The sequence below is a fragment of the Myxococcus sp. MxC21-1 genome, assembly GCF_032612255.1.
Classification (GTDB): Bacteria; Myxococcota; Myxococcia; order Myxococcales; family Myxococcaceae; genus Myxococcus; species Myxococcus virescens.
The window spans coordinates 3,311,973-3,334,877 of the sequence record NZ_CP123278.1; the positions used below are offsets into that span (position 1 = coordinate 3,311,973).

Sequence of the window (22,905 nt, forward strand, 5' to 3'; positions counted from 1 at the left end):
CCCGTGACGCTCGAAGCCGGCACTCACATCGGCAAGTACGTCGTCCGCCGCAAGCTCGCCGAGGGCGGCATGGCGGAAATCTACCTGTGCACGGCGCGCGGCGCGGAGGGCTTCGAGAAGGAAGTCGTCATCAAGCGGGTGCGCGCCTTCCTCGCCAGCGACCCGGAGTTCGTGGGGATGTTCATCGCCGAGGCCCGGCTGGCCTCGCGGCTGAACCACGCGAACGTGGTGCAGATATTCGACTTCGACAAGCATGAGGACACGTACTACCTGGCCATGGAGTACGTGCGCGGCTGCTCGTTGTGGGAGCTGCGCAAGCGCGGCAAGGAGCTGATGGAGCCGGTGCCGCCCATGCTGGTGGCGCACATCGGCGCGGAGGTCGCCCGGGGCCTGCACTATGCGCACCGCGTCCGCGTGAATGGCCAGCCGCTGGACCTGGTGCACCGGGACGTCACGCCGCACAACGTGCTGCTGTCCTTCGATGGCGCGGTGAAGCTGACGGACTTTGGCATCGCCAAGGCGGGCAACAAGCTGACGCAGCCGGGCGTGCTGAAGGGCAAGTTCGCTTACATGTCGCCCGAGCAGGCCCGGGGCGAGGCAGTGGATGCACGCACGGACATCTTCGCGTTGGGCGTGGTGCTGTGGGAGATGCTCACCGGAGGCCGCCTGTTCGACGGGGACTCCGAGGTGGCGGTGCTGCGCGCGGTGCAGCAGAGCACCATTCCGCCTCCGGCCCGGCTGAATCCGGACGTGCCCGCGGACCTGGATGCCGCCGTGGTGCGAGCTCTGGACAGAGACCCCGCGCTCCGCTTCCAGACGGCCGCGGAGTTCGAGCGCGCCCTGGCCCAGTGTGTGCTGACGCATGCGAGGTCCTTGGACGACACGGACCTGAGCGCCTTCATGCGCCGCTTGTTCCCCACCAGCCTCACCCAGGCGATTCCCACCGTGCAGGAGCGCACACACGTCGTGGAAGGGGAGCCGGCACCTGGGGCAGAGGCGTCGCCCGTGCCGCGCGAGCCCACCGCGGTGATGGTGTCTGCTGGCCGCAGCGGCCTGGCGTTGCCGACGTCTCCGGATGAAGACGTCAATGCGCCGACCTTCGTGTTGCCGCGTAGGGGTGAGGAGGCCGCGCTGGATGCGGCGCCACTGCCGCCCATGGCCACGCCGATGATGCCGCTGCCGGCGGTGGCGTCGTCGCCGGTGCCTCGCGGCGCTTCTTTCGAAGGCGCGCCTTCCACTCCGGACTGGCAGAGCCGTCCGGAGGGCGTGGTCGCGGTGTCGGGGCCGCCCTCCGGTGGGGCCGAGGATGCTCGCGGTGCCGCCTCCAGCCAGGATGCACGGGCCGAGAAGACGCCGAGCAGGGGCTCCGGTGTCCCGGCGGTGTCCGGGAGCGCGCGGACCCCGAGTCGTCCGGAAGGAATCGCCGCCGTCGCGTCACCGTCAGGGCCCTCCGGGAGCCTGAAGCTGGCCAGCGCCTGGGACGATGAGGACGACGACGAGGAAGGAACCCCGTCGAATACGGAGCCTGAGGCGCATCCCGGGATGTGGGCCGCCGTGCCTGGAGCGTCCGAGGTGCCTGCGGCGGGTTCCCATGCGTCCGGCCCCGAGGGCCTTGCGGCGAGTGCTCGTGCGTCCGGTGTCGAGGTGTCTGCGGCGGGTGTCCGTGCGTCCGGCCCCGAGGGCCTTGCGGCGCGTGTCCGTGCGTCCGGACCCGAGGTGCCTGGGGCGGGTGCCCAGACGTCCGGATCCGGGGGCTCAGGGCGAGTGCCCGTGCGTCCAGATCCGATGTGCCTGCGGTGGGCGCTCATGCGTCCGGCCCCGAGCCTCTCGAGGCGGGTGCCCACGCGTCCGGCCCCGTGGCCTCGGTGGCCGTGCCGGCGGCGCGCCGTCCGTGGGCGCTGGGACTCGCCGTGGCGTTGGGGCTCACAGTCGTCGGAGGTGGCGTCGCTGTGATGCGGGGGACCGAAGCGGCTCCTCCGGTGGCGCCGGCAGAGCCCATGGTGGCCGCCCCCGCTGTTGATGAACCCGTGCCGGCCGCGCAGCCCGCGCCTTCGGCGGTCGCTGGGAACGCCGAAGGCGGGGAGACAGGGCCCGCCGAAACCGCCGACACCGAATCCGAGGTGGACGGGCTGATGCGCGAGGAGGTGCTCGCCGCTGCCGCCACCCACCCGGCCTCCGCCCCCGCGCCGAGTACGGCCGGCACCCACCAGGAGCCGGAGCGCGTGCGCGCGGCGCCGGCCAGCGGAACGCTCCAGGTCCAGGCCGCGCCCTATGCCACCGTGTTCATCAACGGCAAGCGCATGGGCGAAGTGACGGGGCGGGCGTCGTACCGGTTGCCCGTCGGCAACCACAAGCTCGTCTTCCAGCACCCGTCCGGTGAGCGCCGCTACGACGTCACCGTCACCGCGGGCGGCACCGTCAGCCGCGAGTTCCGCGCCCCCAGGGGGCGCTGAACCAGCCGGCTCCCGGCGCGGCGGCCTCACCGGCAGCCGCGCCGCAACCTGAGCCCAGGTCCGAAGTCACCCGCCGTACCCGTGCTCGCTTCCGCTTGAGCACCCCCAACGTCCACTCCTGAACGCTGCCGCCTCGCACTCAGCGGGGCCGCCTTCGGGCTGCCACGCCTACCTCGTCCCACCTGCCGCTCCGCCTGTTCAAAGGCGCGCGATTCGTCCGTCGCCGCTTGCCTGCCTGGTGGTCTGCCTTGACACCCAACCGCCCGTTCTGGCACTCAGTGGCCCCCACTCAGTGGATTATATTCAATGGAATCCATGGACCTGCTGGCTCCTGAGGAGATTGCTCGGATCGAGCGCGAGAACGCGGGCGGTCTGCCCGCGAGCGCCATCCTGGAAATCTTTCGGCCGCGGGGCGTGCGCCTGTCGGAGGCGACGTTCCGGAAGTACGTGCAGGCCGGCTTGCTACCCAGGAGTCGCCGGGTGGGCCGGAAGGGGAAGCATCAGGGGAGCGTTGGGCTCTACCCGGTGGAGGCGGTGCGCCGCATCAATGTCATCAAGAAGATGATGGCGGAGGGGCACACCCTGGAGGACATCAAGCGGTCCTATGTCTTCCACAGCAACTACATCGACCAGTTGGAGCGGGACCTTGCAGGCCTCCTGAACGGGTTCCAGGAGGAGCTGGGGGACCGCGCCTTTGGGGGGGAGCATCGGCGTACGCTTGAGGCACAGCTAGCAACCTTGCGGCAAAGAGCGCAGGATCTGGTCCGGGATGTCGCCCGGCTCGGTAGCGCCGTGACCGCACGCGCAGACGAAACCATCCGTTCGCAATAGAATACCCGGGAACCGGGTAGACTGGCCTCACGTGGAGGGGACATGTCGGAAGTGAAGCAGCTACAGGAGGAGGGGGGGGACCAGGAATCGGACCAGGCGCAGGAGCGCCGCCGTTCCAAGACCATGTCGCGCAAGGAGATGGCGCGCGACCTGCGGAGGCGTCGCCTCACAGGTCAGGTGGACCCCGAAGAGGCCGACCTGCTGAAGCAGATGGACGACACGCGGCCGCGTACGCGCGCGGACTGCATCAACGGTCCCCGGCCGTGTAACTTCGTCTCCTGCAAGCACAATCTCTACCTGGACGTGAACCCGGAGACGGGGTCCATCAAGCTCAACTTCCCGGACAAGGAGATCTGGGAGCTGGAGCACACCTGCGCCCTGGACGTGGCGGAGAAGGGCGGCATCACGCTCGAGGAGGTGGGAGAGATCATGAACCTCACCCGTGAGCGCATCCGCCAGGTGGAGACGCGCGGGCTGATGAAGCTGCGCGAAGCCACCGAAGCCGAGCCGCCGGTTTCGGCTCGCAAGCCCTGATGTTCGCGGGTGGTTTCCACCCGCCAACGGAGGGCCGACGTGTTGCGTTGACACCCCAGGGGGTGGTTGCTACTACCGCCGCTTCCCGCACACCGAGGCCCACACGTGCTGGCTCTCCTGAGCGTTTCTGATAAGCGAGGTCTGGTTCCCTTCGCCCAGGGGCTCGTCCGCCTGGGCTTCCGGTTGTTGTCCACCGGGGGCACGCTGGAGGCGCTCAAGGGCGCGGGGGTGCCCGTCAAGAAGGTGTCCGAGCACACGCAGAGCCCCGAGATTCTGGGTGGCCGCGTGAAGACGCTCCACCCCCGCATCCACGGCGGCATCCTGGGACGGCTGGAGCTGGAGGCCGACCGGGAGGAGATGAAGGCGCACGGCATCGAGCCCATCTCCCTGGTCGCGGTGAACCTGTATCCCTTCCGGCAGACGGTGGCCTCGGGCGCCGCGGAGCCGGAGGTCATCGAGCAGATTGATATCGGCGGGCCCGCGATGGTGCGCGCCTCCGCGAAGAACTTTCGGCACGTCTCGGTGGTGGTGGACCCGGACGACTATCCGGCGGTGCTGGCGGAGCTGGAGCAGCAGAAGGCGGTGAGCGAGGACACGCGACGCCGGCTGATGCGCAAGGCCTTCGCGCACACGGCGGCCTACGACGCCTCCATCTCCGCGTGGCTGTCCGCGCAGGCGGGCGAGCCATTCCCGGGGGAGCTGTCGCTGGCGTTCCAGAAGTCGCAGGACCTGCGCTACGGGGAGAACCCGCATCAGCGCGGCGCCTTCTACCGCGAGCACGCCGCGCCCCAGGAGCCGACGGTCGCCTTCGCCAAGGTGCTGCAGGGCAAGGAGCTGTCGTACAACAACATCCTGGACCTGGACGCGGCGCTGGGCCTGCTGCTGGAGTTCCCGGAGGCCCCCGCGGCCGTCATCATCAAGCACAACACGCCGTGCGGCGTGGCGGTGGATGCCGCCCTGGTGAAGGCCTACCGCACGGCCCGCGCGGTGGACGAGGTCTCCGCCTTCGGGGGCATCGTCGCGCTCAACCGCGAGGTGGACGCGGCCACGGCCCAGGCCATGGCGGAGACGTTCCTGGAGGCGGTCATCGCGCCGTCGTACGCCCCGGAGGCGTTGCAGGTGCTGGCGGCGAAGAAGAACCTGCGGCTCCTGGAGGCGGGCCCCGCGCTGGCCAGTCCCCAGGCCCGGCCGCGTGCCCAGTTGGACGCTCGCAGCGTGTCCGGTGGCATGCTGCTGATGGACCGGGACTCGGTGGAGCCGCCGCTGTCGTGGAAGGTGGTCTCCAAGCGGGCTCCCACGCCGGAGGAGGAGCGGGCCATTCGCTTCGCCTGGAAGGTGTGCAAACACGTCAAGAGCAACGCCATCGTCTTCGCCTCCGGTGACCAGCTCCTGGCGCAGGGCGGGGGGCAGACGAACCGGGTGGACTCGGTCCGCATCGCGATGCAGCGCGGCGGAGCGGCCCTCAGGGGCAGCGCGGTCGCCTCGGACGCCTTCTTCCCGTTCCGGGATGGGCTGGACGAGGCCGCCCGGGCGGGGGCCACCTGTGTCGTACAGCCCGGCGGTTCGGTCCGTGACGCGGAGTTGATTGCCGCCGCGGATGAACATGGGATGGCCATGGTGCTGACGGGAGTGCGACACTTCCGGCACTGAGCCATGCGCATCGTCTGTCAGAAATGTGCGGCCGCCTACGCGATTGATGACAAGCTCATCACCGCCAAGGGCGTTCGCGCGCAGTGTCCTCGCTGCCGGAACCTGCAGTTGGTCCGGCGCGATCCCTCGGCCGTGCCCGCTGCTGGCGCGCCGGCTCCGGCATCACAGCCCGCGGCGCCCGTCACGCTGACGCCCGTCTCCGGCGCCGCGCCCGCGGCGAATCCCGCGGACGACCTCTTCGGCGACTTCGGTGCGCCGCCGCCCGCCGCGCCCGCGCCTGGCGCTGCTCCGGCTCCCAAGCCCGCCCGGGGAGAGGGCCGCTCGGGCCCGGACCTGTTTGGCGACTTCGGGGCGATGCCCTCGCCTGCTCCCGCGTCCGCGCCGCCCGTGGACCCCTTCGCGAGCGTGGGGACGCCGGCTTCGGGAGGCAGTGGGGCCGGTGCGGAGGACCCGCTGCTCGACTTCCTGGGACCGCCGCCCTCCGCGCCGCAGGGGCTGGAGTCCCAGCCTTCGCGTCCGGCGAAGCCCGCCGCCGCGAAGCCCGCGACCTCCGGCTGCCGCGTCTGCCAGAAGCCGCTGACGGATTCCTTCGACCAGGCGCTCGGCATCTGTGATGACTGCCGCCAGCCTGGTTCCGCCCAGGCGCCTGCCGCCGCGAGCCGTCCGGCCGCTCCGGCCGCTCCGGCGGGGAACTCGGACTTCCTGCCGCCCATGGCGGACCTGGGCGGGGGCTCGGCATCGGCGGCGCAAGCCTCGGAGCCAGCGCCCGGTGCCGAGTCCCGTAGTGGCGCGCGCGTGCCCATCAGCACCGACATCATTCCGGACATGGGGCCGGAGCCTCGCAGTGGCCTCCGCGGCTCCTCGCCGCAGCTGGGAGCGGAGCCTCGCAGCGGCTCGCGCTCCGCGCCGGTGCTCGTCACGGATGGGCGCTCCCGTGGGGGCAAGGGCGGACTGGTGGCGGGCCTCGTGGGGCTCGTCGTCGTGGGCGGAGGCGTGGGCGGTTATTTCCTGTACCAACAGCAGCAGCAGGCGTCGCGCCTCCAGGCCGGTCCTCCGCCCGTGGCCGCCATCCCGGAAGCGGTGCAGGCGGTGCTGCCTCGCTGGAAGTTGAAGTACCTGGAGATTCCGGGCACCAGCGCGGAACGGCTCGCGCAGGGGCAGCAGCAGCTCGCCCGTGACGAGCGCTTCGCGTACGCGGAGGCGGAGGAGTCCTTCCAGCAGGCGCTGGTGTTGGATCCGACCAGCGACGCCGCCATCGCGGGCTACGTCCAGGCGCTGGCGCTGGGACGCGGTGCGCGCATGGACGACGCGACGTTCCAGGAGGCCCGGGCGCTGCTGTCGGCGGCGGAGTCGCGGTCCGGCCGCACGGCGCCGTTGCTGTTGGCGCACGCGAACCTCTTGCTGGCCCGCTCCGGTCAGCCCGAGCAGGCGCGCCCGCTCGCGGAGGAGTTGCTGGCCCGCGCGGAGCTCCCCGACGCGCAGAAGGCCGAAGCGCACCTGGTGCTGGGCCGCACGTGGCTGTCGTCGTCCCGCGAGCTGGCTCGCAGCCACTTCGACTCCGCGCAGAAGCTGTCGCCGGACATCAAGCGGCTGCACTACTACCGCGCGCTCGCGCATGTGTCGGGCGGTGAGTACTCCGCCGCGCTGGACACGCTGCGCAAGCGGCTGGAGGCGAGCCCGAAGGACTGGGAGAGCCTGGCGCTCACCGCCCGCATCTACCAGGAGGTGGGTGAGCCCGCGGAGGCGCGCAAGTTGTACGAGGCCCGGGTGAAGGCGGAGCCCGGCGAACTGCGCGCGCTGTTGCCGCTGGCGATGCTGCGCTACCAGGCGGAAGGCAACGCCGCGGGCGCGGTGCGGGACTTGCGCGCGCTGATGAAGAACCGGGCGCGCTACGACGGGCCCGAGGTGGCCGAGGTGCTGGTGCACCGGCGGCCGCGGAGCGCACCGCGGGCAGTCAGGACGCGGCGGTGAAGTCGGCGGAAGAGGCCCTGCAGCTCGTGAAGGGACTGCCGGAGGCGCACCTCCAGCTCTTCCTGGTGGCCCTGGGCCGCCGCGACGCGGAGATGGCACGGACCCATCTGCCGGGCTTCCGCGGGCAACTGGAGGACGGCGCGCTGGAGAAGGTGCTCGAAGGCCGGCTGCTGCTCCTGGAGAAGAAGCCGCTGGAGGCGCTGGAGGCATTCCAGGCAGCGGTGAAGCTGGACGCGCGGCGGCTGGACGCGCAACTGCTGGCGGGCGTCGCCGCGGCGAGCGCGAAGCGACGGGACGATGCCTTCCGAGCGCTGCACCATGCGCTGCAATCGGATCCGCTCCGGCTGGAGCCGCGGCCCGCGACGTCCGCCTACTGGCTGCGCCCGCGCGAGACGGTGGAGGGCGTGGAGGGGGCCATCCTCGCGCTGTCCGAGGGACCGGAGGATCCGTCCCCACTGTTGTATGAGGGCCTGCTGCGTTTCCACCAGCACCAGTTCGACGCGGCCGAGCGTCACCTGCGCAGTGTGTTGGAGGTGGACGCGAACAACGCGGGGGCCCTGGCCTACCGCTCGCTCATCGCGCTACAGCGAGGTGCTATTGCGGACGCCCGGCGCCTGGGCGAACGCTCCGCGGCGGCGGGGCGGCAGATGCCGGTGTCGCATCTGGCGCACGGCCTGGCGTTGGCGGAGGCCCGGCAGGTGGAGCCGGCCAAGCGCGCGCTGCGGGACGCGCTGGCCCTGGCGCCCACGCTGCTATCGGCGCAGGCGCGACTGGCGCAGTTGGAGTCGGCCCGGGGCAAGGACGTGGCGCGAGACACCCTGGTGAAGGTGGTGGGGTTGGATCCGGCATACCTCCCCGCGAAGCGGATGCTCTACCTGTTGGAACGGTGAGGTGGATGTGAAGGTCCTGCTGCTCGGTTCCGGTGGCCGTGAGCATGCGCTCGCGTGGAAGCTGTCACAGAGCCCCTTGTTGACCCAGCTCCTGTGCGGTCCGGGCAATCCGGGCACGGCGAAGCTGGGCACCAACGTGGCCCTGCGCGCGGATGCTCCGGAGGAAGTCGCCGCGTTCGCGAAGCGCGAGGCGGTGGACCTGGTGGTGGTGGGGCCAGAGGCGCCGCTGGTCGCGGGAGTCGCTGACGCGCTGGCCGACGCGGGCATCGCCTGCTTCGGGCCCGTGGCGGCGGGCGCGCGCATCGAAGGGTCCAAGGCCTTCGCGAAGGAAATCATGGCCGAGGCCGGTGTGCCCACCGCCGCCTTCCAGACCTTCACCGACATGGCGGCGGCGGAAGCCTACGCGGTGGCGCAGGGTCGCATCGTCGTCAAGGCGGATGGCCGGCGGCGGGCAAGGGCGTCATCGTCGCCCACGACGTGGAGGCCGCGCGCGCGGCGGTGCGCGCCGTGGGGGCCATGGGCGTGGCGGGCCAGACGATGGTCCTGGAGGAGTTGCTGGAGGAGAAGAGGTGTCCGCGATGGCGCTGTGTGACGGCGAGCGCTACGCCATGCTTCCCTTGTCCCAGGACCACAAGCGCGTGGGCGAAGGTGACACCGGGCCGAACACCGGTGGCATGGGCGCGTACAGCCCCGCGCCTTTCCTGTCCGCCGCGCAGCTCGCCGAGGTGGGCGAGCGCGTGGTCGCCCCGACGCTGGCCGTATTGCGCCGGCGCGGAATTCCCTTCCGGGGCGTGCTGTATGCGGGGTTGATGCTCACGCGCGGCGGCCCGAAGGTGCTGGAGTTCAACGCGCGCTTCGGTGACCCGGAGACGCAGGTGTTGATGATGCAACTGGGGGAGGACCTGCTGCCGTTGCTGGTCGCGTGTGCCCGAGGCACGCTCGCGCCGCGGACGCTGGTGTCCGCGCCTGGTGCCTCGGTGGGCGTGGTGCTGGCGGCGCGGGGCTATCCGGACGCGCCGGAGAAGGGCCAGCGGATTGAAGGGCTGGACGCGGTGCCACCCGACGCCACGGTGTTCCTGGCGGGCACGGAGGCGCGCGACGGCGGCATCGTGACGGCCGGAGGCCGGGTGCTGACGGTGTGCGCGCGGGGCGAGGACCTGGCGCAGGCGCGTGAGCGGGCCTACGCGGCGGTGGCGGCCGTGCGCTTCGAGGGCATGCACTTCCGCCGGGACATCGGCGCGCGAGGGATGAAGGCCGCCCCGTGAACCGCCTTTCGCGCTACCTGCTCGGGGAGCTGCTGGTCCCGCTCGGCGTGTGGGTGGCGTTCATGTTCCTGCTGCTCTTCGTCATGCAGTTCCTGCGGGGCACCGACGTGCTGCTGGGCTCGTCGGTGACGCTGGTGGACATGGCGCGGCTGCTGGCGTACCTGGCGCCGCACTTCCTGATGATGGCGCTGCCCATCGCCTTCCTCCTGGCCATCCTCCTGGGGCTGGGGCGGCTGGGCGAGGACCGGGAACTGGTCGCGCTCCAGGCGCTGGGCATCGGGCCGGTGCGCCTGCTGGCCGCGCCAATGGGCATCGCGGTGGCGCTCAGCGTGCTGATGCTGGTCATCACCTCCACGGTGCAGCCCTGGGGCCTGTCGGGCTTGAAGGTGCTGGTGAGCGAGGTCATCCGGAAGAACGCCGTGGGCGACGTGAAGTCCGGCGTCTTCTACGAGGACCTCAGCAACTTGACGCTGTACGCGGAGCAGGTGTCCGCGGACGGGAAGTGGACCAACGTGCTCCTGCATGACGACCGGGAGGCGAATTCGCCGCTGCTGGTGCTGGCGCAGCGGGGGCAGGTGGGCACGTCCACCAGCGGCGAGGTGCTGCGCTTCGCGCTGGAGGCGGGGGAGGTGCACCGCTCCGCGGGCCGCGAGACGGAGGAGTACAGCATCATCCGGTTCGACCAGGCCGAAATCAGCGTGGGCGTGGGCGCTTCCATGGGCAAGCGCAGCCGCTTCTCCTTCTCCCGCGAGGAGCTGACGCCCGGCGAACTGATGGAGGCGGCGCGCGAGGCGGAAGCGCAGGGCGAGGATGCGCGCATGTACCGGATGGCGCTGCACAGCCGGCTGGGGAACGCGCTGGCGCCCATCGCCTTCGCGCTGCTGGGCACGCCGCTGGCCATGGGCCGGCGCCAGTCGGGCCGGGCGTGGGGCTACCTGCTGACGTTGGGGGGCTACGTCCTCTACTACCTGCTGAGCCGCGTCTTCGAGCAGATGGGGCAGAAGGGCCAGCTGCCCGTGGGGCTGGCGGGGCAGATGGCCAATCTGGTGTTCGTCGCGGTGGGGCTGGTGGCCCTGTACCGGGTGAGCCGCTCGGGGACGGTCAAGTGAGGGGGACGCTCTTCATCTACGTGCTGCGCACGTACCTGCGCTTCGCCCTGGGCATCCTCGGGGGCCTGGTGCTGGTGTTCGTGGTGGTGGACTTCGTGGACCGCGCGAAGCTGTACACGGGCCCGGGCTGGGTGTGGGACGCGGCGGAGCTCTACTTCTACAAGGCGATGATGTCGGTGCAGCAACTGGGGCCGGCGGCGCTGCTGCTGGCGGCGGGCACCACGGTGTCCGCGCTGCGCAAGCAGGGCGAGGTGACGGCCATCCGGGCGCTGACCTTCGGCCCGTCCGCGCTGTACCTGCCCATCCTCGTGGCATCGTTCGTGGCCTGCGTGGGCCTGGTGGCCTTCGACGAGCGGGTGGCGACGTACTCCGGCCGGCGCGTGGACGAAATCACCACCCAGCGCTTCAACAAGTGGGGCGACTGGCGCTTCTACTACACGCCGAAGCAGTGGTTCCGGCGTGGGGACAACATCTTCTTCCTCCGGGGCGGCAGCGCGCAGGAGGGCTTCCAGGACGTGTCCGTCTTCACGGTGACGGAGTCCTTCGACCTCCAGCGGCGCCTGGACGCATCCGGCATGTTCCCGGTGGAGGGCATGCGCTGGCGCCTGACGGACGTGGTGGAGCGCACCTTCGACGGCGAGGGGAAGACGTCCGTACGGCAGCTCCCGGAAGCGGAGTACGACCTGGGCGTGGCCGTCACCGCGTTCCGCATCCGGCCGGGGCGTCCGGAGCAGATGCGGGCGTCCGAGCTGCGCGAGCAGATTGCCGCGCGCCGCGACGTGGGCCGGCGACGAAGCAGTTCGAGCTGGCCCTGCACAACCGCTTCGCCTACCCGATGGCGGCGTTCCCCGCGGCGCTGCTGGGGGTGGGGCTGGCCCTGCGCGCCAACCGGCGAGGGCACCTCACGGCCGCCATCATCGAGGGCCTGCTGACAGCGGTGGCGATGTGGGGCTTGATGATGGTGTGCCGGACCCTGGTGCTCACGGAGCGGTTGTCTCCTGGCGTCGCCGCGTGGACGCCCACCGTGCTGCTGGGCCTCATCGCGGGCGCCGTGTGGTTGCAGCGTGAGGGCCGGTTGCACCTGCCGCGGCGTTCGCTGCTGGTGAGATAGCGTGTCCGCGCTCATGGGAACCGCGTCCGAGCTTCCGCTGGACCTGCGCTGGCGCCGCGCCATCAACGCCGTGCTCGTGCTGTGGACCGTGGGCCTGGTGCTGGCGGAGGTCGTCCTCCAGGTGGCGACGGGCGCGGCGGTGTTGCTGGCGTTGATTCTGCTGGTGCGAGGGCGGCTCCGCCTGGCGCCGGACGTGCGCGCCTATGTCGGGGCCAGTGGGGTGCTGTGCCTGTGGCAGGCGGCGTCGCCCGCGGTGGCGCTGCTGACGGGCGCGGCGGAGTCGTGGCCGCGCGGCGCGCGGTACGGCCAGGTGCTGGACTCGGTGGCGGGCGCCGCGGCCGCGTGCATTGGCGCCATGGGCGTGCCGTGGCTGCTGCTGGCGGGCGTCCTCGCGGGAGGGTGGCTGCTGGCCGCGCTGTTGGGCATGTTCCAGAACCGGGTGCGCTGGTCCGTGGAGCTGCCCTCCTTCCTCAAGCTCAACCTGGGGCGACTGCACGAGAACTTCGGCACCGAGGAGTCTCCGCGCTACGCGGCGGGTGGCTTCTTCTCCCACCGGCTTCGCTTCGCGCACGGCGCCATCGCGGCGCTCGGTCCCGCGCTGTCGGTGCTGGGCAGCGCGGACCAGGCGCGGCGGCGCATCCTGGCGGGGGCGGTGGTGATGGGGATGCTCATCTCCATCTACAACGCCTTCGCGCGCGCGGCGCTGGGCGCGGCGTTGCTCGTGAGCGTTGTGGCGTTGCTGCTGCTGGTCCAGGGCTCCGCGCGGAAGATGGGGTTGGCGCTCCTGTTCGCGCTGGTGGCCGTCGTCTCCATGAGCCCGGCCTGGCGCACGCGAATGGAGAAGGCGCTGGGCAACATCTACGGCGGAGAGCGCGAGCACGCCATGGCCGTGGGCTGGAGCCTGGTACGTGAATACCCGCTGACGGGTGTGGGCTTCGGCAATCACAAGCCGGCGGCCCTGGCCACGCAGGACGAGACGGGCATCACCGACCTGCTGGCCACCGATTCGCACAACCTCTGGCTGACGGTGTGGGCGGAGACGGGCCTCGTGGGGCTGTTGCTGATGCTGGCGATGCACGGCCTGCTGGGGCGCGCGCTCATCCGGCGCTATCGTCAGGGCTCCATCGCGGCCACGGGCGCCCTGCTGTCCTGGGTGGGCTTCCACATCCTCGCGCTGGTGCACTACCTGCCGTTCCACTCCAGCGTGTACCTGTCCTTCTCGCTCATCTGGGGGCTGGGGCTGTGCGAGGGCAGTGAACGCCTGCGCGGCCGGGAGGCCCGTCAGGGACTCCTGGAGATGGAAGGCGCGTCCAGGCCCACGCCCTAGCGGCGAGGCGTCCCGCGCGAGCCTCCAGGCGCCGGGGACTCCAGCACGCGGCGGTAGACGGCCAGGGTGCGCCGGGCACAGTCGTCCCAGGTGAAGCGCGCCACGCGCTCCCGGCCCAGCTCCACCAGCTCCCGGCGCAGCGCGTCGTCGCGAAGCACGCGCAGCGTCGCTTCACGCCACGCCACCGCGTCGTCCGGGGAGAGCCTCAACGCCGCGTTGCCCACGACCTCGGGCAGGGCCGTCGTATCCGACGCCAGCACCGGGCAGCCCGCGCCCATGGCCTCCAGGGCCGGCAGCCCGAAGCCTTCGTAGCGAGAGGGCAGCAGCAGCGCCGCCGCCGCGCCGTAGAACAGCGGCATCTGGTCCTCGGGCAGCTCCTCCAAATCGACCACGTTCTCGTGGAGCCTCAGCTCGTGCGCCACCGCGCCCTTGCCCGCCAGCAGCACCACGGGCACCGGCAGCTCCCCGGCGAAATCCTTCAGCAGCGCCAGGTTCTTGAAGCGCTTGGCGTTGCCCACCGCCGCCACGTAGCGCGCTGGCAGCTCGTACCGTTCGCGGAACGCGGCGGCCTCGGCCTGGGTCGGCGGCTGGAAGTTGGCATCCACCCCGTTGTGAATCACCTGGAGGCGGTAGGGCGACAGCTTGAGGTGCTTCGCGAGCTCGTCGCGCGAGAACTCGGACACCGTCACCAGCGCGGTGGCCCGCTTCGCGCGAGGGCCCACCACCACACGGTAGTAGATGGACTGGGCCGGCGTGTACTGGTCCGCCAGCGCCAGGTGATTGGCGTCGTGGAGCGTGGCCACCAGCCGCCCGTTCCAGAAGAGGGGCAGCGAGAAGGACGTGGCGTGGAATGCATCCGGCGCCAGCTTCACCAGGTCCGCCGCCAGCGCCGGCTGCTCGAGGGGCGACAGAAACCCGGCCAGCGCGCGGTGCAGCGGCATGCGCGGCGTCAGCTCACCCAGGTCGGGCGCGAGCCCTTCGGGGGCACCAACGCGGAGAAGTGCAGGTCGGGCGCGAGCACGGGCATCCGCCGCGCCAGCTCCAGGGCGTAACGGGCAATCCCATGCAGCCGGCCGCGCACCATGCGCAGGTCGAGGAGGACGTGGGCCACGGCCCCCGCGTACCACACGCGCGGCCTCCATGGGGGCGGGCGGGCACGCGGGGCCTCATCGACGCTTGCCGCGCCGCGCGCACCCAGTGCTAGAAGCCGTGCCGTGAAGGTTGCCCTGGTCCACGATTGGCTCGTTACCCACCGAGGGGGTGAGCGCGTCCTTGATGCCCTCTGCGAAGTCCTGCCGGACGCGGACATCTATACGCTCATCCACAAGCCGGGCTCCCAGTCGCCGGCCATCGAGTCCCGCCGCATCTTCACGTCCTTCCTTCAGCACATCCCCGGCATCCACGCGCGCTACCGGCACTTCCTGCCGCTGATGCCGAAGGCCATCGAGTCCCTCCAACTCCAGGGGAAGTACGACCTGGTCCTCTCCTCCAGCCACTGCGTGGCCAAGGGCCTGCGCACGCCGCGGGGCACGCCGCACCTGAGCTACGTGCACGCGCCCATGCGGTACATGTGGGACTTGTTCGACGACTATTTCGGACCCGGACGCACGGGCCTCCCGGTGCGCGCGGCGGCCCATGCCGTCCGGCCCTGGCTGCGCCGGTGGGACCGCCGGACGGCGGCGGGGGTCGATCGTTTCATCGCCAACAGCCGACACATCGCTACCAAGGTGCAGCGCTTCTGGGGCCGGGAGGCGTCGGTCATCCACCCGCCCGTCTCCCTGGAGCGCTTCGCCCAGGTCCCTCTAGAGGGCGGAGGCCAGGGAGGCTACTTCCTCTGGCTGGGGGCCTTCGCGCCGTACAAGCGATTGGACGTGGCGTTGGAGGCGTTCCGAAGCCTGGATGCACCGCTCTGGGTGGTGGGCGCGGGCCAGGAGGCCGCGCGCCTGGGCGCCGGAAACCTGCCTGAAAATATCCGCTTCCTTGGCAACGTCTTGGATGCGTCGCTTCCGGCGCTGTACCGAGACGCTCGCGCGCTCATCTTCACGCCCGAGGAGGATTTCGGCATCACCCCGCTGGAATCCCAGGCGGCGGGCCGGCCCGTCATCGCCTACGGGAAGGGCGGCGCGCTCGAGACGGTGACGGCGCAGACGGGAATGTTCTTCTCAGAACAGACGCCGGAATCGCTCGCGGCCGCCGTGCGCCGGTTCGACGAATGGGAAGCAGGCTTTCGGCCTGAAGCCGCTCGCGCGCAGGCCGAGCGCTTCGGTCGCGCGCATTTCCAAAGTGCCATTCTTCGAGAGATTCACTCGGTGCTGGGGGAGGTGTTGCCAGATTCCCCAGGCCCCGCAGCGGGACTGTGACTTCGCTGTCGCTCCTGTCTTGGTCTTTTGTGGGCAACAGGTGGACACCACCCCTGGCTGGGGGGGCGGGGCCACCGCAACCCATTGTTTTCACAAATTTTTTCGTGCTAGCAAGCGCGGCTATCAAACGGTGATGGGCAAGACGCGTGTCCGGATGAAGAGGGCGCGAGTCTTGCACCGGGGTGGCCACCCGTTGATTACGCCACAGGAGTACTTCGGTGTTCAGTCGTCTCCAGCGTTTCTACACGTCAATCAAAGTCGTCGCCGACATGGTGATGCTCGCGCTGGCATTCGTCCTCGCGTACGCCACGCGCTTCTCCGGCATCGTGCCCGTCACGGAGGGGATTCCTCCCTGGACGGACTCGTTCTTTTCGCTGCTGATGGTGCTCGTCATCTTCCCGGTGACGTTCCACCAGTCACGCCTGTACGGCACCAACCGTTCCCGGACGAATACGGGCGAGGTGTTCGAGGTATTCAAGTCCACCATCACCGCGGCGCTCATCCTCGTGGCGGTGACGTACTTCGTGCGCGAGCGCTACTCGCGCCTCACGCTGGCCATCTTCATCGTCTATGCGTTCGCGCTGGTGACATGCAGCCGGCTGGTGACGCGCTATCTGGTGAGTGAAATCCGGCGCCGGGGCCACAACCTCAAGTCCATCCTCGTCATCGGCGCGGGGGACCTGGGGCAGCGGGTCATCGAGACGGTGGAGCACCACCGCGAGCTGGGCTTCCGGGTGATGGGCGTGCTGACGCTGCACCCGGAGAAGGTGGGCCAGTACGTGAATGACGTGCGCGTCATCGGGCTCGTGGACCAGGTGAACGAGGTGCTGGATTCGCACCCGGTGGACCAGGTCATCCTCGCGCTGCCGCTGGAGGGCCACGCCCACGTCAAGGCGCTGATGGACAAGCTGGCCCTGCGCACCGTGGACGTGCGCGTGGTGCCGGACCTGTACCAGTACATCACCCTCTATGGTGGCCTGGAGGAGTTCGGTGGGTTGCCCATCATCCGTCTCCAGGGCGACCCGATGGAGGGCTGGAGCCGGGTGGCCAAGCGGGCCTTCGACATCCTCTTCTCGTTGCTGGCCATCCTCATCACCGCGCCGCTCATGGCTGCCACCGCGCTGGCGGTGCGGCTCACCAGCCGTGGGCCCATGCTCTACCGCCAGGAGCGCATGGGCATGGATGGGCGCACCTTCCCCATCCTCAAGTTCCGCACCATGTGCATCGACGCCGAGCACAGCGGCGCGATGATGGCCTGCCCGGACGACCCGCGGCGCACGGTGATTGGCACGTTCCTGCGGAAGTACTCCCTGGATGAGCTCCCTCAGTTTTTCAACGTCCTGCGCGGCGACATGAGCCTGGTGGGTCCGCGCCCGGAGCGCCCTGTCTTCATCGAGGAGTTCAAGCGGCAGATTCCGCGCTACCACCTGCGGCACAAGGTGAAGGCGGGCATCACCGGCTGGGCGCAAATCAACGGCCTGCGCGGCCAGACGTGCATCGAGAAGCGCATCGAGTACGACCTGTACTACATCGAGAACTGGTCGCTGCTGATGGACCTGAAGATTCTCGTGCGCACGGCGCTGGGCGGCTTCCTATCGAAGAACGCCTACTGACGCCGCGAGCCCGGGCGGTGGCGCTCGCCACGGCCCGGGCCCGGGGGTTCAACGCCGCTGCGTGGGGACTACTGGATGCTCCAGACCACGGTGCCGGTGCAGCTCCCGCTGGAATAGCAGCCCGCGCGAATCTGCAGGGTGGTGGCCGTGGACGAGGTGTACGTCAGGCTGGAGCCACGGCCGCCGCACGCGTCGTCGTTGACCGCCGCCTGCGTGGCGCCGTTGAAGAGGCGCAGGTAGGTGTCGCCCGTGAAGGTCGCGCCCGTCACGCCGCAGGTGGCCACGGTGATGCTCTTGCCCGCGGCGATGGCGACGTCGCTGTTGGTGGTGTTCTGCTGCGCGCTATTGGTGTTGCTGGCGCTGAAGTTGAAGCTCCCGCTGGTGGGGCTGCCGGAGCCGCCGGAGATTTCCCACACGACGCGGCCGGTGCAGCTCCCGGTGGAGTAGCAGCCGGCGCGAACCTCGTGGTTGCCGGCGGTGGTGGCGGTGAAGGTGATGCTGGAGCCACGGCCGCCGCAGGAGTCGTCGTTGGTGGCCACCTCGGTGCCGGCGGGGTTGCGCAGGCGCAGCCACGTGTCACCGGTGAACTGCGTCCCCGTGAGGCCGCACGTCGCGACGGTGAGCGTCTGGCCCGCGGTCAGCGGGATGACGTGGTTGGTGGTGTTCTGCTGCGCGCTGTTGGTGTTGCTGGCGCTGTAGTCGAACGAGTTCTCCGGCGGCGGGGGCGGCGGAGGAGGGGCGGCGGCGGCTCACCGTTGCCGCCGGGGTTGGGGCAGTCGGCGGCGGGCAGCGCGCACTGGGGCAGGCTGGTGCCCAGGTGGCTGATGACCGCTTCGATGGGCACGCCGCGGTTGGGGCAGTTGGCGCAGTGGTGCAGGGCCACCACCAGGTTGTCCGAATGGCCGATGACGGGCGAGCCGGAGGAGCCGCCCTGCGTGTCCGCGTAGTAGCCGATGTCGTTGGGGCCACCGGACTGGCAGGAGGCCTCGTTGCGGCTGTAGATCTCCGCGAAGCCGGACTCGTCCCGGGCATGCGTGGAGTGCACGGCGATCTTCTTGCCGTGGCCGGCCGGGTGCTGCGGCAGGTAGATGCGCTCGTTCACCACGGCGCCGGACGAGCGCAGCTGGAGGTAGCCGTAGGTGTTCACCGGGTTCTGGGACAACTGGATGAGCGCGTAGTCACGCGGCGCGTCCACCTTCACCAGCGTGCCGCCCGGGATGACGTTGCCCGGACAGCCGAACCAGCTCGCGCAGCTCGTCGAACAGCTCGCGCCTTCCGCCATGAACTCGTACTGGGTGTTCTGCGCTTCGCTCGCCGTACCGACGCAGTGCTGGTTGGTCATCAGGTGGCCCTGGCTGCCCACGAGCCAGCCCGTGCACGCACCGGAGCCGTTGATGAGCAGGCGCGCCACTGGACGAGCGCGGCCGTAGAGGGTGGGGTCGCTGGAGGCATAGCAGGGCGCCCACTGCGTGTCGTCCGGGCCGCACAGCGCCTTGTCGTTCGACACGCCCATCTCCTCGTTGGTGTAGCCCCGGGCGTACCGGTCGATGGAGTAGCCGTGCTTGTTGAGGATGCCGCGGCGGTTGACGCCGTCGCGGCTGTGCAGCTCGATGATGGCCGTCTCACCGGCAATGTGGATGGCCCAGAAGCCACTGCGCGCACCCGGGTGCGAGTTGTCGTAGCGCCACGACCGGGAGTTGTCCGGCGAGCGCACCACGACGAAGTCGCCATCCTCCAGGTCGAGCCGCTCGAAGTGGGGCGCGATGTACGCCGCGCCAGCGTGGGTGATGACGTCCGTGTGGATGGGGCCGTCGGAGGCGCGAATCTGCGTGGTGGCGTAGGGGTGGGTCGTCTCGAAGCGACGGAAGACGTCCTCGCCCACCTTCGTGAGCCGCTGTGACGAAGAGGAAACTTCTTCCTGCTGGCAGACCTCAGCGGAGGCCAGCGCCGCCGGCGCCCCCGTGACCAGCGCCGTGACAAGACATGCGAGTCGGATGCGTTTCATCGATTCTCCTCGGAGTGAAGCCTTGGCGGGTTTGACTGCACTCCCAGTTATATCCTGAGAAACTGGCAATTCCGTGTGATTGCCATGGGTTCTGTGGCTGGACGGTGTGGTTGGAGATTTTCTGCTTCACGGTGAGTGTTTGTTTTCCGTTGCGGCGTGGGGTTTGGACCCGGGCCTTGGTTTCACTCGGCGCAGGTGCCTGTGGCGCCGGTCGTGCGGCCTGGCTGGCATGCAGCGGCCACGCGGTGGGAGGGGCGTCTCAGTCGCTGAGAAGGCGTCTAGAATCGGCCGGACATGGCCGAAAAGCTCGGAGCGATCCTGGTCCGCAAGGGCCTCATCACGCAGGCGCAGCTCGACGAAGCCCTCCGGGCCCAGCTCATCTACGGCGGAAGGTTGGGCTCCAACCTTGTCGAGCTGGACATCCTCGACATCGATACCCTGGCCATGGTGCTGGGGGAGATGTGCCGCTACCCGGTGGCGCAGGAAGCGGACTTCGTGGCGGCACCGGACGCGGTGCTGCAACTGCTTCCCGCTGCGATGGCGGAGAAGCACCAGGCCTTCCCGCTGGAGCAGGAAGGCCGGCGGCTCAAGGTGGCCATGGCCAGCCCGCTGGAAATCGAGCACGCGGATGCGCTGGGGTTCATCACCGGTCTGCGCATCGTTCCGTACGTCACGCCGGAGCTGCGGCTGTTCCAGTTCCAGGAGCTTCGCTACGGCATCAAGCGCGAGACGCGTTTCATCCAGATGGCCTCGACGAAGCGTCCGCAGCGGACCGCGGCCGTGACGCTCCCTTCGATGCCCGCCGCGCTGAGCATGACGCCTCCGCCTCCCGCGCCCGTGAGAGCGGAGCCCGAGGCGGAAGGGATGTTCGGTGGGCTCGCGCCCGGGCAGTACTTGAGCGGCGATGACCCGGACACGGAGCCCGAGGATTCCGGCTCGGGCCGGTGGGCGCCGGCCGTGTCGGGGAGCTCGCATCCGTTGGACCCGCTGCCGTCGTCCGCGCCTCCGGTGGCGAGGATTGATTTCGGGGAGGACGGCGGGATGCGGGCGGTGACGCCCGAGGTGCCCGTGCCTCCGACGCTGACGCCAGTGGGGGCGGGGCGCGGCCTGCCTCGCCGCCGCGACTCACGCCGACGGAGACGCCGCGTGCCGTCGCGCCGCCTCCGTTCGCGCTGGAGCAGGCGCCCGCGGAGGAGATTGACCTCCTGGAGGAAGGGGAGGTGCTGGAGGAGGGCGAGGTCGTCGAGGACGTGGCGGCTGTGCCCGAGGATTTCGATGGGGGTGTTCCCGCGCAAGGCGTTGCTGTGGCCTCGGCCATCCCGGTGGCTCCGCAGGGGCCGGTGGAGGGACGCAGCCGCCTGGGTTGGCGTCGCGGCAGGGTGTGCCGACTCGGCCTCCGTTTCCTCCGATGGACGCCGCTTCTTCGGAGCCCGGGGCGCCGGCTCAGGGGCTTCGGGGGCGGGCGAGGGGATGGGTATTCGTCCTGGGATGCTCTCGCGGCCATCGGCGCATCCGGGCGCTCCGGTGCCTCCGGGGATGGTGGGGGCTCGGCCTCCGTCGTCTCCTGGGCTTCAGGCGGTGGCGGGACCGCCGGGCATGGTGGGCGCGCCGTCTGGGCCGGGGGCGTCGATGCCGCAGCAGGGGGCCGGGGTTCGGTCGCCCTCAGCGACGGGACTGCCTGCGGTGCATGGCGCGCCGGGCGTGGGGACTGCTGGTCCGCAGGTTCCTCCGGGGATGCTGGGCGCATCGCCGTCGTCCGCGCCCGCAGGGATGGCTGTTCCACCAGGGATGATGGCGGTACGTCCTCCGTCCGCGACGGGACTGCCCGCGGTTCCTGGGCCACACGGTCGGGTGCCGCCAGGCATGGCGGGCGCACGGCCTCCGTCCATGACGGGTGTACCGGCAGTGTCGGGGCCTCATGGGCCGGTGTCTCCGGGGACGATGGGCGCACCGCCTCCGGCGATGGTTGGGGCGGGTGCCCCGGTGCCTCCAGGAATGATGGGGCATCGGCCTCCGTCCGCGACGGGACTGCCTGCGGTGTCGGGACCTCCTGGCATGGCGGGTGGCGCGTCCGGGCCTGCTGGGCCAGTTCCTCCCGGGATGATGGGACATCGCCCGCCGTCCGCGACGGGCTTGCCCGCCGTGCCGGGGCCTCATGGGTCGGTGCCGCCGGGAACGATGGGAGCACGGCCTCCTCCCGCGCCCGGGCCACACGGGCCGGTTCCTCCCGGGATGATGGGACATCGTCCGCCGTCCGCGACGGGCCTGCCCGCGGTGCCGGGGCCTCATGGACCGGTGTCACCGGGAATGGTGGGAGCACGCCCCTCGTCGTCGGGCCTGCCTGCGATGCCCGGGCCTCATGGAGGGCCGGTGCCACCGGGAATGATGGGAGCACGGCCTCCGCCCGCGTCCGGATTGCCAGGGTCGCATGGGCCGGTGCCTGCGGGGATGGGAGCACGGCCGCCACCTGCGCCGGGCCTGCCTGTGCCTCACGGGCCGGTGCCTCCGGGGATGATGGGCGCGCGACCGCCGTCGTCGCCGGGACTGCCTGCGGTGCCGGGGGCTCGCGGGGCGATGCCACCGGGAATGACGGGCGCACCGCCTGCGACTGCGCACAGGGGGCCCCAGGCTCCCGGACCTCACGGGACGATGCCACCGGGAGTGACGGGCGCACCGCCTGCGACTGCGCACAGGGGGCCCCATGCTCCCGGGCCTCACGGGGCGATGCCGCCAGGAATGACGGGCGCACCGCCTGCGGCTGCGCACGCGGGGCCCCATGCCCCCGTGCCCCTCGGGGCGGTGCCATCGGGAATGATGGGCGCACCGCCTCCGTCCGTGCACGGGGTGCCCCGGGCCCCCGTGGCTCTCGGAGCACTGCCTCCGGAGATGACTGCTGGGGCTCGGGCCGTTGCCGGGCCGGGGATGCCCCGTCCTCACTCGCCTCACGGACAGATGCCTCCGGGCACATTGCCCGTACCTACGGCCGCAGGTGGCGCGCCTGTGGCCGTGCAGGGTGCGCCCACGCCGGGAATGGCGCGGGGCCCGTCGAGCGGACCGCCCGCGCAGGTGTCCCCGACGCCGCCTTCAGGCGTGGTCGCTGCGCATCCAGCGGGCATGCCGTCGCAGCTCCCCAAGGGGATGACGCCTCCCGGAGCGATGCCGCCTCCCGCGTCACTGGGGGATGCACGGCCCGTGGACGCGGACATGCCAGTCCCTGGCAATGCCGCTGCGGAAGCTCCAAGGACCGATGCGCCAGCCGAGACGCCTCTAGCGGAAGCTCGCGCTGCCCCGTCCTCGGCTGCCGCGGATGGAACGGAACCTCCGTTCCACTTCGAGCAAGACCTGGGGGCTTCGGTGCCGAGCGGTGTTCCCTCGGCGCCGGACTTCGATTCAAGCCGGATGCCGGTTCCTCCCGGAATGTCACCCGCGGTTCATCGTGGGCACGGCGTCTCGCCTGCTCCCTTCGCGACTGAAGGACGAGAGTCCCCCGACGAGCGCGGCGCGGTGCCTCAACGGGTTGGCATCCCTGCTGAGGTGCCGGCTCAAGAGCACGTGCCGTCTGCTGTCGACGCGAGTGGGGCTCCCGAGCAGGCGTTGCCCACGGACTCTGACGTGGTGTTCGACGTCGAAGCCGTTGCCGTCACGGCTCCCGACATCGTGTCGGCGCCCCCTGTCGCGACCGAAGGTGCGTCGTCGGTGGACGTGGAGGTGCCTCCCGAAACGCCAGACCGCACGGATGCCACGGTCGTCGTTGAGCCGGTCCTTGCCACCGACGCCGCAGTTGGG

Annotated in this window: 14 protein-coding genes and 4 pseudogenes; 14 read left to right on the forward strand and 4 right to left on the reverse strand. The window is 70.7% G+C overall.

Going from position 1 to position 22,905, the window contains the following annotated elements; translation table 11 throughout:
- The first annotated feature begins 3 nt into the window (after positions 1-3).
- From QEG98_RS15325 to waaL, 11 genes and pseudogenes are all read left to right on the forward strand, one after another.
- The gene (locus tag QEG98_RS15325; RefSeq protein WP_316567217.1) at positions 4-1,953 is read left to right on the forward strand and encodes a serine/threonine-protein kinase; all 1,950 of its coding nucleotides are present in this window, start codon (positions 4-6) and stop codon (positions 1,951-1,953) included.
- Positions 1,954-1,997: 44 nt separating this feature from the next.
- Complete coding sequence (locus QEG98_RS15330; protein WP_316567218.1) at positions 1,998-2,453, forward strand: hypothetical protein; 456 nt, start codon at positions 1,998-2,000, stop codon at positions 2,451-2,453.
- Between the two features lie 306 nt (positions 2,454-2,759).
- Entirely contained in the window at positions 2,760-3,284 is a 525-nt protein-coding gene (locus QEG98_RS15335; protein WP_090492740.1) for a MerR family transcriptional regulator, read from the forward strand.
- 42 nt (positions 3,285-3,326) lie between these two features.
- Positions 3,327-3,818 carry a sigma factor-like helix-turn-helix DNA-binding protein gene (locus QEG98_RS15340; protein WP_002635080.1) on the forward strand — a complete coding sequence of 164 codons (492 nt, stop codon included), beginning with the start codon at positions 3,327-3,329 and terminating at the stop codon, positions 3,816-3,818.
- A gap of 105 nt (positions 3,819-3,923) precedes the next feature.
- A complete protein-coding gene (gene purH, locus QEG98_RS15345) occupies positions 3,924-5,468 on the forward strand; it encodes a bifunctional phosphoribosylaminoimidazolecarboxamide formyltransferase/IMP cyclohydrolase (RefSeq protein WP_316567219.1) in 1,545 nt (514 codons plus the stop codon).
- A 3-nt stretch (positions 5,469-5,471) separates the two neighbouring features.
- On the forward strand, positions 5,472-7,439 hold the full coding sequence (locus QEG98_RS15350; protein WP_316567220.1) for a zinc-ribbon domain-containing protein: 1,968 nt from the start codon (positions 5,472-5,474) through the stop codon (positions 7,437-7,439).
- Entirely contained in the window at positions 7,436-8,329 is an 894-nt protein-coding gene (locus QEG98_RS15355; protein WP_316567221.1) for a hypothetical protein, read from the forward strand. Before QEG98_RS15350 ends, QEG98_RS15355 begins: the two co-directional genes overlap by 4 nt.
- 1 nt (position 8,330) lies before the next feature.
- Positions 8,331-9,594, forward strand: a pseudogene (gene purD / locus QEG98_RS15360) (phosphoribosylamine--glycine ligase).
- A complete protein-coding gene (locus QEG98_RS15365) occupies positions 9,591-10,703 on the forward strand; it encodes an LptF/LptG family permease (protein WP_316567222.1) in 1,113 nt (370 codons plus the stop codon). The pseudogene purD and the gene QEG98_RS15365 overlap by 4 nt, the downstream one beginning before the upstream one ends.
- A pseudogene (locus QEG98_RS15370) lies at positions 10,700-11,814 on the forward strand (LptF/LptG family permease). The gene QEG98_RS15365 and the pseudogene QEG98_RS15370 overlap by 4 nt, the downstream one beginning before the upstream one ends.
- Position 11,815: 1 nt before the next feature.
- On the forward strand, positions 11,816-13,141 hold the full coding sequence (waaL, locus tag QEG98_RS15375; RefSeq protein ID WP_316567223.1) for an O-antigen ligase WaaL: 1,326 nt from the start codon (positions 11,816-11,818) through the stop codon (positions 13,139-13,141).
- Here the strand turns inward: waaL and QEG98_RS15380 are convergent.
- Positions 13,138-14,270 (reverse strand): annotated as a pseudogene (locus tag QEG98_RS15380) (glycosyltransferase family 4 protein). The gene waaL and the pseudogene QEG98_RS15380 overlap by 4 nt on opposite strands.
- Before the next feature lie 85 nt (positions 14,271-14,355).
- Between QEG98_RS15380 and QEG98_RS15385 the strand changes: the two are divergent.
- Positions 14,356-15,501 carry a glycosyltransferase gene (locus tag QEG98_RS15385; protein ID WP_316567224.1) on the forward strand — a complete coding sequence of 382 codons (1,146 nt, stop codon included), beginning with the start codon at positions 14,356-14,358 and terminating at the stop codon, positions 15,499-15,501.
- Between the two features lie 218 nt (positions 15,502-15,719).
- Positions 15,720-17,114 carry an undecaprenyl-phosphate galactose phosphotransferase WbaP gene (gene wbaP, locus QEG98_RS15390; protein ID WP_090492752.1) on the forward strand — a complete coding sequence of 465 codons (1,395 nt, stop codon included), beginning with the start codon at positions 15,720-15,722 and terminating at the stop codon, positions 17,112-17,114.
- Between the two features lie 68 nt (positions 17,115-17,182).
- Here the strand turns inward: wbaP and QEG98_RS15395 are convergent, their stop codons facing one another.
- Together QEG98_RS15395 and QEG98_RS15400 are read right to left on the reverse strand one after the other, a co-directional pair.
- Positions 17,183-17,761, reverse strand: coding sequence for a PPC domain-containing protein (locus QEG98_RS15395; RefSeq protein WP_316567899.1), 579 nt, complete (start codon positions 17,759-17,761; stop codon positions 17,183-17,185).
- Positions 17,752-19,119 (reverse strand): serine protease, encoded by a 1,368-nt coding sequence (locus QEG98_RS15400; RefSeq protein WP_316567225.1) that lies wholly within the window; start codon positions 19,117-19,119, stop codon positions 17,752-17,754. The genes QEG98_RS15395 and QEG98_RS15400 overlap by 10 nt, the downstream gene beginning before the upstream one ends.
- 459 nt (positions 19,120-19,578) lie before the next feature.
- Between QEG98_RS15400 and QEG98_RS41915 the strand changes: the two are divergent.
- Positions 19,579-19,779 (forward strand): annotated as a pseudogene (locus QEG98_RS41915) (hypothetical protein); the annotation flags it as partial.
- A 50-nt stretch (positions 19,780-19,829) separates the two neighbouring features.
- On the opposite strand, the gene QEG98_RS15410 reads toward QEG98_RS41915, so the two are convergent.
- The gene (locus QEG98_RS15410) at positions 19,830-20,414 is read right to left on the reverse strand and encodes a hypothetical protein (RefSeq protein WP_316567227.1); all 585 of its coding nucleotides are present in this window, start codon (positions 20,412-20,414) and stop codon (positions 19,830-19,832) included.
- Positions 20,415-22,905 lie beyond the last annotated feature (2,491 nt).

Bases quoted from the DNA above. Each gene is read 5' to 3' on its own strand.
- QEG98_RS15400 (WP_316567225.1), bottom strand. From the start codon at position 19,119: ATGAAACGCATCCGACTCGCATGTCTTGTCACGGCGCTGGTCACGGGG.
- QEG98_RS15350 (WP_316567220.1), top strand. From the start codon at position 5,472: ATGCGCATCGTCTGTCAGAAATGTGCGGCCGCCTACGCGATTGATGAC.
- QEG98_RS15340 (WP_002635080.1), top strand. From the start codon at position 3,327: ATGTCGGAAGTGAAGCAGCTACAGGAGGAGGGGGGGGACCAGGAATCG.
- QEG98_RS15330 (WP_316567218.1), top strand. From the start codon at position 1,998: ATGGTGGCCGCCCCCGCTGTTGATGAACCCGTGCCGGCCGCGCAGCCC.
- QEG98_RS15335 (WP_090492740.1), top strand. From the start codon at position 2,760: ATGGAATCCATGGACCTGCTGGCTCCTGAGGAGATTGCTCGGATCGAG.